Origin of the sequence: Streptomyces sp. FH025, from assembly GCF_017427025.1 — a bacterium.
Classification (GTDB): Bacteria; Actinomycetota; Actinomycetes; order Streptomycetales; family Streptomycetaceae; genus Kitasatospora.
In genome coordinates this window covers 19,113-30,061 of record NZ_JAFLNG010000016.1, presented here as the reverse complement: position 1 = coordinate 30,061, position 10,949 = coordinate 19,113, and the positions used below count along the sequence as shown (strand labels likewise).

The window sequence follows — 10,949 nt, the reverse complement described above, 5'->3', positions numbered from 1 at the left end:
GCCTGGGGGAAGCCGTTCCGAAGAACATTCGGTCTCGTGCTGATCAGGTTTGCATATCTTCGGAAACGGCTGGGATCCTGGCGGTCATGCCGAACAATCCGCAGCCCCGGCGGACGCCGCTCGACGACGTCGACCGGGCGATCATCCGCGCCCTCGCCGACAACGCCCGCCTCCCGAACAACGCCCTGGCCGCGGCCGTCGGCATCGCCCCGTCCACCTGCCTGGCCCGGGTGCGCACCCTCCAGGAACGCGGCACCATCCGCGGCTTCCGCACCGAACTCGACCCCGCCGCGATCGGCCTGCCGCTCCAGGCGATGATCTCCGTACGGCTGCGCGCCCACACCCGCGAGCAGAACGAGAGCTTCCGCGGCACCGCCCCCGACCTGCCCGGCGTCCTCGCCGTCTTCCACATGGCCGGCTCCGACGACTACCTCCTCCACGTCGGCGTCGCGGGCCCCGAAGCCCTGCGCGACTTCGTCGTCGACCACCTCACCACCCACCCGGCGGTCGCCCAGACCCGCACCAACCTGATCTTCGAACAGATCCCGGGCCGCCGTTACCTCGACCCCGTCCGCTGACTCCGGCCGTCCGGTCCTGACCGGCGCTCACGTGTGGTCCGAACGGGTAACGTTGGGGCGGCGGTTCGAGCGGTTGAGGGAGCGGGATGCAGCAGCAGACGAAGCGTGCGATCGCCACGGGGGTGGCCGCGGTCGTGTCCACGGCGACCGGTCTGATCATCAATGTGGTGACGGACAACGGCTCGCTCGCATGGTGGGTGGCGCTCGGGGCGTTCGTGGTGCTCGGCGCGGTGCTCCAGGTCCTGATCGGCCGGTGGGAGAGCGACAGCGGCACGGTCAGCGCGTCGGGCCCCGGCTCGGTCGCCGTCGGCGGGAGCTCCCACGGGGCGATCCGCACCAAGGTCCGGGGCACCACTGCGCCGCCGCCCGGGGGTGGCGGCTCCGGGACTTCCGGGACTTTCGGGACTTCCGGGACCAACGCCGGGGGCGCGGGCGCCGTCGTGGTCCAGGGCGACGCACACGCCCCCATCGAGACCGACGTCGAGCACTGACCGGCGGACCGACGTGCTGCAAGGACGAACCAGCGCCTCGGGCGACTCGGCGATCGCCGTCGGCGGTGACGCGCACGGCCCGGTGATGACCAACCCGGTGTTCCTGTCGGGCGGCGCGGTGCCCGTGGACGTCGCGATCAGGAAGCCCGACAAGGTCTTCGTCGACGCCCACGTGGAGGCCTTCACCGGGCGCGCCTGGCTGCTGGAGGAGGTGCAACGGGTCCTGTCCGGCAAGCCCTGCGGCTACGTCTGGATCGAGGCGGAGGCCGGGCTGGGCAAGACCGCGCTGGCGGCCTGGCTGGTGAAGGAGCACGGCTACGTCTCCCACTTCGCCCGGTACTCCCGCGGTGAATCCACCCGGGTCGCCCTGCAGAACCTCGCCGCCCAACTCATCCGCCGCTACCGCCTCGACGACGTGCCGCAGGTGGGCATGCTCCCGGACTGGACGTACACCCCCGACACCTTCGAGGTCCTCCTCGAACGGGCCGCCGAACAGGCCCGGACCGAAGGACCGGCCCTGGTCATCGTCATGGACGGCGCCGACGAGGCCGAGACCGCCCCCGGCGAACTGCCCTGGGGGATGCCACCGCTGCTGCCCGAGGGCGTGTTCGTCATCGGCACCTACCGCACCGGTTCGCCCCCGGCGCACGCGGCCTCCTCGACCGTCCTGCGGATCGACCGGGACGATCCACGGCACCGCGCCGACCTGAAGGAATACCTCCACGGCGTGCTGCGGACACCCGAGTTGGCCACCCGTCTCGCCGCCGCCGGCGTCTCGCCGGAACACACCGCCCGAACGCTCGCCCTGCGCACCGGCGGCGTCTGGGTGTACCTGCGGTACGTGCTCGACCAGATCCGCCTCGGGGCTCGCGCCGCCGACGACCTCGACAGCCTGCCCGACGACCTGGTGCGGTACTACGCCGGCGAGTTGGCCCGCTGGCGCCGGGAGCCGACCTGGCAGGAGGTCGGACGGTCGCTGCTCGCCACCCTGGTGGCCGCCGGTGAACCGCTCGAACTCCCCGTCCTCGCCCGGCTCGCCGACGTCGACGCCCCCACCGCCACCCACTGGTGCGACCTGCGGCTGCGGCCGTTCCTGGCCGTCGGCACCGGCCCGACCCGCACCTACGAGCTCTACCACGCGAGCGCCCGCGAGTTCTTCGGCGGTTCGGCCGACCCGTCCGCCGATCACCTCCGGGCACTGGCGGCCGAGTTGCGGCAGGACACCGTCACCGCCCACCGCGCCGTGGCCGTCCACTACCTCGACCGCTTCGGCAGCCTCGACACCGGACTCCCCCGGCTCGCCGAGGATCCGTCGCTCGCCGCGACGGACGGCGGCTATCCGCTCCTGCACCTCACCCGGCACCTGGAGCACGCGGGTGCGGAGGCCGACCTGCACCGGCTGCTGCGGCAGGGCGGCCGCAGCAACACCTGGCACACCGCCCACGACCACGCCGGGACCCTGGACGTCTACCTCGACGACGTCGCCCGCGCCCGCCGCCTCGCGGCGCGGGCGACGGACGACGAGCTGGCACGGCCGGGGCAGGTGCCGTCACTCGTCCTGGAGATCCGGTACGCGCTGATCGAAGCGGCCATTTCGACCGGCACCCAACAGGTGGGCCCTGAACTCCTTGCCCGGTTGGTGGAGACCGGGCTGTGGAGCTGGCAGCGCGCGGTGGCGCATGCGCGCAGGATCACCACCGACTACCGACGGTATGCCGCGCTGGTCGCGCTCGCTCCCCTGGTTCCGAGCGACCATCAGCCGGTTTTCGTCGAGGAGCTGTTGGAGGCCGCCCAGGAGTGTTCGGTCATCACCGTGACCAACGGGGAACGGGAGAGCGTCTACTCCCTCGCCCTGGCTGTGCCGGCGGTTCCGAGTGAACGACGTCAAGAGATCATCTCCGAGGCGCTCCGGCAAGCGGCCGCTACTTCGACGCCCTTCACCGCCAACCACATTCTCTGCCAGCTGCTTCCCCACCTGCCACGCGACCAGCACGCGATCGTCGCGGCTGATGCGCTCCGTCTGGCCGATGAGTACGCGCGATCAGAACACTCGTACTACAACCCTGTTCGGGCGTACACCAAAGTCATGCCGCATCTGCCTTCCCGCGAGCGCGCCGACCTGGCCGAGCGCACCCGGCGGTTGGCAAACACTGCCAACGGCACCGACCGTTGGAGCGGCCTCGCCCTGGTCGCTCCTCACCTTCCTCAGGACGACCGAGCGGCTGTGGCGGCGGAGCTCCTCGGCCTCGCGCGCGACCCGGACCAGGAGCACTCCTGGCGGGTGCGGCTCTACGTGAACGTGATCCCACTCCTTCCCCTCGCCCTGCGGTCGAGCGTTTCCGAGGAGGCGCTGCCCCTCGTGCTCGGCGACTCCCTGTCCGAACCCGATGCCGACGGGCTGTCCGATCTGCTGTGCCACCTTCCTCCGGGGCGCCGGGATTCCGCGATCTCGGATCTACTGGACCGGCTCGGCTCCCGATCGCGCGTGAGGCTTGGCACCCTCGCCCGACACCTGACAGGACAACAGCTGAGCGCGATCCTGCCGGCCATCCTCACGGTTGGAGGCGACGACCACGTCGAAGCGCTGGCGCGACTGGTACCCGTTCTCCCCGATGAGCAACGCCCGAACGTGCTGCAACGGGTACTGACGATCATCCGGGAAACGCATGACGTTCACGGCCGTGCAGGCACCTGGGCCCTGGTGCTGCCGCACCTTTCCCGCTCCGAACGACTTCAGGTGTCCGACGAGGCGCTGGCCACCGCAGCAGCGATCGGCGACCGCGACTGCCGGCAACGAGCACTGTTGAGGCTCTCCCCCTTCCTGTCGCAGGCACAGCAGGAGACGATCGCCGAAGAAGCGACGCAGGCGATCCTGAACGGCGACTTCGTCGACGGTGACACCCTGCGAGCCTTCCTGCTCCGCATCCCTTCCGAGCTCGTGCACCGCGCCGTGGCAGCCGGTAACTGGACCCGGAGCCCCCACCAGCTGAGCCAGATCGCACCCCATCTGGACAGTGAAGCGGCCAGGTCACTGCTACCGGCAGCAGTGGCGCTGACTGCCGAATACGGCAATGACTCCCCGCTCAACGAACTCGCCCCGCGCCTTCAGGCCGAGCACCTCTCCGAGGCCGTCGAGCTGACCAGAACCATCACCGACCCCGATCGGCGAGCTTTCGGCCTGGCCGCTTTCGCCCCGGTCCACACCGGCCGGGCCCGCGCCACCCTCATCCGGGAGGCGATCGCCGACGTCATGCACGACGAGTACAGGAGCTCGCTTGTCAAACTACTCGCCCAACTACTCCCCCTCTGGTCCGGCTCCCCCGTCCGAGTCAATCGCCTGCGTTCCTTCGCGGAGCGCCAGCCACGCACCTGGGATCAGCAGGTACTCCTCACCGCCGTCATGCCCTATCTGACGACACAGGAGCGCGAAGTCGTAGTCGCCCGACTACTCGACGGCCTTTCGCCGTCGAGACGCCCTAACCGCGTGCTCAAACTGGTCGCCCCTTTCGTGCCGCACCGACTGCTGCCCCGGCTCCTTCAACTGGTCCACCCCCAAGCGCGTTTCGAGCCGGTCGAGCTGCTGGACACACTCCTGAACCGTACCTGGCACGACGCATCCGACCCTCGGGCAGTGGTCGTCACTGTGTTCCGCGAGCTCATGCCACGCCGAAGCCGTGCCGCAGCGCTGAGGGCAGTGACCGTCCACGCCAGCACTTTCGCCACCGTGGCCGGCCCGGGGACGCCCGGCGAGCTCGCCACCGCCATCGACGAGGTCTGCACCTGGTGGCCCTGACGGGTCGACTCAGGGTCATGCCTGATGCGATGTCAGCCTCAGGTAGCAGCGGTGATCCTTCGGACGTACCCCCACAGGCGGATGCCCGGTGAGCCGTCGACTGGCTAGCGTCCGTATGCGATCCAGCGAGACAGCGAGACGAAGTACCGGGGTACGAATGCGACACAAGTACGAAAAGCTGATTGGGGCGGCGGTCGCCTCCCTCACCGCGCTGGCGGTGCTGGCGCCGGCGGCGCAGGCGAGCGGCCCGGAACGGGAGCGGCCGGCGCTCGCCTGGAGCGAGTGCCGCCCGGCCGGTGCCCAGCCGGACGCCGTCCGCTGCGCCCGGTTCTCCGTACCGCTCGACTGGTCCCGACCGGCCGGCCCCGACCGGACCGAGATCGCCGTCGCCAGGCTGCCCGCCACCGATCCCGGGCGCCGGGTGGGCACGCTCTTCTTCAACCCGGGCGGGCCGGGTGACGGCGAGGTCGGCTACCTGCTCGACCGGCAGACGAGGGAGCAGTACTTCCCCTCCGCGCTGCGCGAGCGCTTCGACATCGTCGCCGTGGAGCCGCGCGGCACCGGCGTCAATCCCCCGCTGAACTGCCCGACGCCGATCGACACCTCGGTGAGCAGGTTCCCCGCCGACCGTGCCGCGGCCACCGACCTGGTGCGCAGCAACCGGCGGCTCGGCGCGGCCTGCGCCGAGGGCGGCGGCGCGCTGTTCGAGCACCTCGACACCGGCACCGTCGCCCGGGACGTGGACGCCGTACGGGCCGCGCTGGGCGAACAGCGGATCAGTTTCATCGGGGTGTCCTACGGCTCGATGCTGGCGCAGAGCTATGCCGAGCTGTTCCCGCAGCGGGTGCGCGCGATGGTGGTGGACGGTGTCGTGGACCGCTCACTGTCCTGGCGCCGCCTGGCCGAACTCGACGCCGCGGCCGTGGAGGACGGCGTCGACCGGTTCGCCCGCTGGTCCGCCGCGCAGCCGCAGAGCGCGCTGCACGACCGGGACGTGCGCGGCCTCCTGACCGCGCTGCTGAACCGCGCGGACCGGAACGAAATCCTCGACGGCGAACGCCCGGTGCGCGCCGAGGAGATCGCCCAGGCGGTGAACACCGGGCTCCAGTCGCCGCTCCTCTACTCGGGGCTCGCGACCGCGCTGGCCCAGGTAGACGCGACCGGCAGGCTGGAGGCGCTCGCCCCCTACACGACGGCGCACAACCCCGAGTACCCGGCGTACCGCGCGATCATCTGCCAGGACGTCCCCGTGCCCGCCGACGCCGGCGCCGCGGCCGCCCTGCCGGAGGCCGTGCGCCGGGTGCGCGCGATCGCGCCGACCCTGCGCGGCTACTCCGAGTTCTGGGACATCGCCTCCGGTTGCGCGGGCTGGCCCGTGCGCTCCGGCTTCACGCCGCACGCCTGGCGCGTCCCGGCGGACTTCGCGCCGGTGCTGCTGCTCTCCGGCGCGCACGACGTGGCCACTCCCCCGGCCTTCGCCGACGGTGTGAGGCGCGCCCTGCCCAACAGCCGGGTGCTGCGCTGGGACGGCGACGGCCACACCGCCTGGCTCAACAGCCCGGCCACGGTCAACGCCGCGGTCGGCTACCTCACCGATCTGACCATGCCCGCGGCCGCCTCCTGACCGGGAGCCGACCAGGACGGACGCGATCGCCGGGCGGCCGGACGGGAAGCGCGGCGCGGCGGCGCGCAGCGGGACGCCGTGCCGCTCACACACATCCTTCAACCGCAGCGCACGATTGGGGAGTTCGACGGGGCCTCGCTGGTCGAGGAGGCCCCAGGATCTACGGCAGCACGTCATCCGATGTGCACCCGCACGGGGCGCGTGCCCGGCCCTCGGGTGGGTCACCACTCGTGGGCCGGGCGGAGCGCGTCGGATCGGGTCCGGAGCGCCAGGTGGTTACGGCAGGGTCCAGCGCTGGTTGGCGCCGCCGTTGCAGTCCCAGATCTCCAGCGGGGTGCCGTTGGCGGTGGCGTAGGCCGGGTCGTCGAGGCAGCGGCCGGACTGGGCGCTCTTCAGGGTGCCGTCCGGCTGGGGCGTCCACTGCTGGTTGGCCCCGCCCGTGCAGTCCCACAGTTCGACCGGGGCGCCGTTGGCGGTGGCGCCGCCGGTGACGTCGAGGCACTTGTCGTTGTGGGTGAGGGTGCCGTTGGACCGGGTCCACACCTGCTCGGCACTGCCGTCGCAGGCCCAGAGCTGGACGGCGGCACCGCTGGTGCCGGCGGCGGGGCGGGCGCAGGTGCCGGGCAGGGCGGACGCGATCGGGCCGGTGTGGGTGGTGGGCGTGCCGGGGGTGAGGGCGAAGTTGTCGAACTGGTCGGTCTGGTAGCCGGTCACGCCGAGGCCGGCGCGCCCGTTGGTGAAGCTCGCGTCGGTCGCGGTGCCGACGGCGGTGCCGTCGATGCTCGCGGTGAGGGTCTCGTTGTCGAGGGTGAGCGCGACGGTGTGCCAGCGGCCGGTGCCCAGGGCGGTGGTGGTGCCGCTCGCGAGGGTGGCGAACTTCCAGGTGGTGTCGCTCTTGTCGATGGACCAGGCGCCGGTGTCGCTCACCCGCAGGTGGTAGGCGTTCAGGCCGTTGTTGTTGCGGCCCTGCTGGTTGACCCGGCCGAGGAGTTCGACGGTGCTCGACTGCTCGAACAGGGTGTCGGCGGTGACGGTGTAGTTGGACCAGCTGCCGTCGCCCATCATCGTGTACGGGGCGTTGTACGGCTCGTCGGTCCAGCGGATCGGCGATGTCGGGGCCATCTGGCGCAGGCAGGTGCCGGCCCTGTCGCCGCCACAGGCGACGGCCTGGAAGGCGCCGTTCATGTCGGTGAAGTACTTCGGCGAGGTGGTCGTGGCCGGGGTGTCGAAGCCGTCCGTGTAGGGCAGCTTCATCGGCGCGGCGGCCGGCGGGGTGGCGGTGCCCTTGCCCTGGCCGGTGGTGGTGGTCACGGTGTAGACCCGGCCGGGCTGGAGGGTGAGGGTGTAGCCGCCGTGGGCCGGGGTGACGTCCTGCTGGTGGACGAACCAGTCCGCGGGGTTGGCGGAGTTGAGGTCGGTGGACCAGACGTGGACCTTGCCGGCGGACAGGCCGCCGGTGACGGTGAAGCTCGCGCTCTGGGCCGCGGTGGCGTCCAGGGTCTCGATGACGGTGCTGTAGTCGCGGTTGTTCGCGCTCTTCAGCGTGACGTAGCTGCCGTTGGCGCGCGCACCGCCGAGGTAGCCGCTCGCGGCGTCGATGTAGCGCCATCCGGGCTCGGTGAACTGGGTGGTGTGCGCGGTGGCCCAGGTCGTCCTGCCGATGCCGTAGTTGCCGGACCAGGGCTGGTTGGCGATCGACATGCCGTCGGTGGAGAAGAAGAGGTCGGGGTAGAGCGAGGCGATGACCGGCCAGTTGATGAACGAGGTCATCTTCCCGTCGAGGTAGCCGCGGTTGATCCCGCGCGCCACCGCCGGGGCACCCGCGTCGGCGTCCTCGGAGCCGTTCTCGCTCGCCCACAGCGGCTTGCCGAGCGCCTGGGCGGTCGGCGTGCTGGGGCAGTTGGTGAAGGAGCTCATGTACCCGCAGGGGTAGTGGACCCCGACGATGTCGACGGCGTTCTTGAACGCCGGGTCCGTGGCCATCGCGTCGGCCACGTTCCAGCCGTCGTCCGCGGCGACGACCTTGGTGGTGCCGTAACCGCGGGCGACGAGGGTGCTCTTGAGGTTCTCGTACCAGGACTTGTCGAAGCCGCGTTCGTTCCACCCGCCGAGGTAGGAGACGTTCAGGTGGTGCTGGGCCGCGCAGCCCATCCACGACATCAGGTAGTCGACGGTGTCCTGGGACCAGAAGTTCCCGTTGCCGATCCAGCCGGGGGCGCCCCACGCCAGGCCGTAGAACTTGATGTCGGGATTGCGAGCCTTGGCCTGTTCGGCCAGCCACCACTCGTAGCCCTGGTTGCAGTCGACGGTGCCCCTGGTGTGCTCGATGCTGGGCTCGGCGCCGTCGGTGGAGTTGGTGTCGCCGCCGATCTCCAGCTTCAGCACCTGTAGTGAGGCCCCGTAGCCGGGCTTGAACAGGTAGTCCAGCAGTTGGCTGCGCTGCGGCTCCGGATAGTCGACCAGCAGCCGGGAGTTGCCACCGCCGCCGGAGATCGCGCCGACCCCGTCGAAGGTGAGGCCCGGCTTGGTGCCGTCGACCGTGACAGCGGTGGAGGCGGCGGCGGTGGCTTTCGGCGCGGCGACGGCTGCGGGTGCGCCTGCGAGGGCTGCTGCGGCGCCCAGGGCGAGGGCCGCCGCGGCGAGCTTCCTGCGCAACCGGTGGGGGGATCTGCTCATCGAGTGCTCCTGTCCTGCGGCTCTGGCGGCGTGCGCGAGGGGCCGAACGGCTCGGGTCACGGGGAATGGGGTCGACCGGGAACGCCGAGTGCTGTCGGGTGCATGCCGGAACGCCAGGCTGGAGCGTAGACCCAACTTCCAACATCAATCAACAACTTTGCAGAAGATTCAACGCATCGCTCAAGCCTCCACAACCCGCCGCATACGACCGGCCACGTGCCCAGGCGGCACACCCCGACACTCGACGCAACCGAGGCCCGAACCGCCACACCGCCGGCTATTGACGCTGCACCGGCTTTGCCGGAAGCTATCCGAGCACTTACCTACTGACTAGTAAGGTACTCGAAGCGCCACCCGGACCGCCTGTGACCAGGAAGATCGCCGGGCGGCGGTCAAGCGTGGGCACACCCTGCCCGCCCGCCGCGCCGAATCCGCACTCGCCAGCACCCGGGTGGGGCGGTGGCCGGACGGGGATAACGAGAAGGTTTCGAAACTGCCCAGGAGGCAAACGTGAGCTTGACTCAAGCCTGAGCCGGGCGTTTCCTTTTGCTCCATTGTGTTTGATTGTGATGCTTTCTGATCGGTTGTGTTGCTACTAGCCGATCGGCCTCCCACCCTCAGGAGCCCCCATGCACCTCCCCCTCCGTGGCCGCCTGGCCTCGCTCGCCGCGCTGAGCCTGGTCACCTCCTTCGGTCTGACCGCGTGCTCGACCGGGCAGACCTCGTCGTCCGCCGCCGACGCCCCAGTGGCCCCGGTGTCCGGCAAGGTCTCGATCACCTACCTGCAGAAGCAGGGTGACCAGCAGTACTTCGTGGACGAGGCCGCGGGCGCCAAGGCCAAAGCGGCCGAACTGGGCGCGGACCTGAAGGTCGTGAACCTCGGCAACGACGCCAACAAGACGGTCAGCGAAGTGCAGGCCGCGATCGCCCAGAAGAGCAACGGCCTGATCATCGTGGTGCCGGACCCGGCGGTCGGCCCGCAGGTGGTCCAGACGGCCCGGGACGCCAAGACCGCATTGCTCACCTCCGACGACCAGGTCTGCACCAGCGGCCCCTCGCCCGCCCAGTGCGCCGCGGGCGACCTGGTGCCCCGGATCGGCTTCTCCGGCCAGCAGATGGGTCAGCAGGTCGGCCAGCGAGCCGCCGAGGAGTTCAAGAAGGCCGGCTGGAGCACCGCCGAGACCCGGATCATCTCCGTCTGGAAGCAGGACGTCACCGTCTGCGGTGACCGGGTCAAGTCCGCCAGGGACGCCTTCGACCAGGCCGTTCCGGGCGTGCAGACCATCGACGTCGCCACCGACAACACCCCGACCGGCGCGCAGGACAAGGTGGCCGCCACCATCACCGCGAACCCCGGCGTCAAGCACTGGGTGGCCTGGGGCTGCAACGACGAGAACGTCCAGGGCGCCGTCACCGCCCTGCAGAACGCCGGGATCAACCCCGACGACATCGACGGCGTCGGCCTCGGCGCCTACCTGGCCTGCAAGGACTGGGCCTCCGGCAAGCCCTCCGGCATGAAGGCCGCCCTGTTCATCAACGGCAAGGACGTCGGCGCCCTGTCGGTGCAGACCATGTACGACAAGCTCAAGAACGGCAAGGACTTCCCCAAGGAGGCCTTCGCCCCCACCAAGATGGTCGACGCCGCCACCTGGCAGTCCGCGGGCGTGTCCTGCAGCTGACGCCGCGCCTGACGCCGTGTCGAGCCGGCGGTGCGACAGGCCCTCACCGGCCCGCCGCACCGCCGCCGCTCCCGAAGACCGTCCGTACCGCACTGCCAACGAGGCCCC

At 70.8% G+C, this 10,949-nt stretch carries 6 protein-coding genes and 1 pseudogene; 5 read left to right on the top strand and 2 right to left on the bottom strand.

The window, feature by feature from the left end; all coding sequences use genetic code 11:
* Positions 1-86: 86 nt before the first annotated feature.
* The 4 genes from J0670_RS02360 (at position 87) to J0670_RS02345 (ending at position 6,486) form a co-directional block, all read left to right on the top strand.
* Positions 87-578, top strand: coding sequence for an Lrp/AsnC family transcriptional regulator (locus J0670_RS02360; protein WP_207809067.1), 492 nt, complete (start codon positions 87-89; stop codon positions 576-578).
* Positions 579-664: 86 nt separating this feature from the next.
* Positions 665-1,069, top strand: coding sequence for a hypothetical protein (locus J0670_RS02355; protein ID WP_207809065.1), 405 nt, complete (start codon positions 665-667; stop codon positions 1,067-1,069).
* Complete coding sequence (locus J0670_RS02350) at positions 951-4,862, top strand: hypothetical protein (RefSeq protein WP_207809064.1); 3,912 nt, start codon at positions 951-953, stop codon at positions 4,860-4,862. The genes J0670_RS02355 and J0670_RS02350 overlap by 119 nt, the downstream gene beginning before the upstream one ends.
* Positions 4,863-4,977: 115 nt before the next feature.
* Complete coding sequence (locus tag J0670_RS02345; protein ID WP_307806346.1) at positions 4,978-6,486, top strand: alpha/beta hydrolase; 1,509 nt, start codon at positions 4,978-4,980, stop codon at positions 6,484-6,486.
* On the opposite strand, the pseudogene J0670_RS38850 reads toward J0670_RS02345, so the two are convergent.
* Together J0670_RS38850 and J0670_RS02340 are read right to left on the bottom strand one after the other, a co-directional pair.
* Positions 6,484-6,603 (bottom strand): annotated as a pseudogene (locus J0670_RS38850) (aldo/keto reductase); the annotation flags it as partial. The gene J0670_RS02345 and the pseudogene J0670_RS38850 overlap by 3 nt on opposite strands.
* 159 nt (positions 6,604-6,762) lie before the next feature.
* Positions 6,763-9,162 (bottom strand): ricin-type beta-trefoil lectin domain protein, encoded by a 2,400-nt coding sequence (locus J0670_RS02340; protein WP_207809061.1) that lies wholly within the window; start codon positions 9,160-9,162, stop codon positions 6,763-6,765.
* A 629-nt stretch (positions 9,163-9,791) separates the two neighbouring features.
* On the opposite strand from J0670_RS02340, the gene J0670_RS02335 reads away from it, so the two are divergent.
* The gene (locus tag J0670_RS02335) at positions 9,792-10,841 is read left to right on the top strand and encodes a substrate-binding domain-containing protein (RefSeq protein WP_207809059.1); all 1,050 of its coding nucleotides are present in this window, start codon (positions 9,792-9,794) and stop codon (positions 10,839-10,841) included.
* Positions 10,842-10,949: the final 108 nt, after the last annotated feature.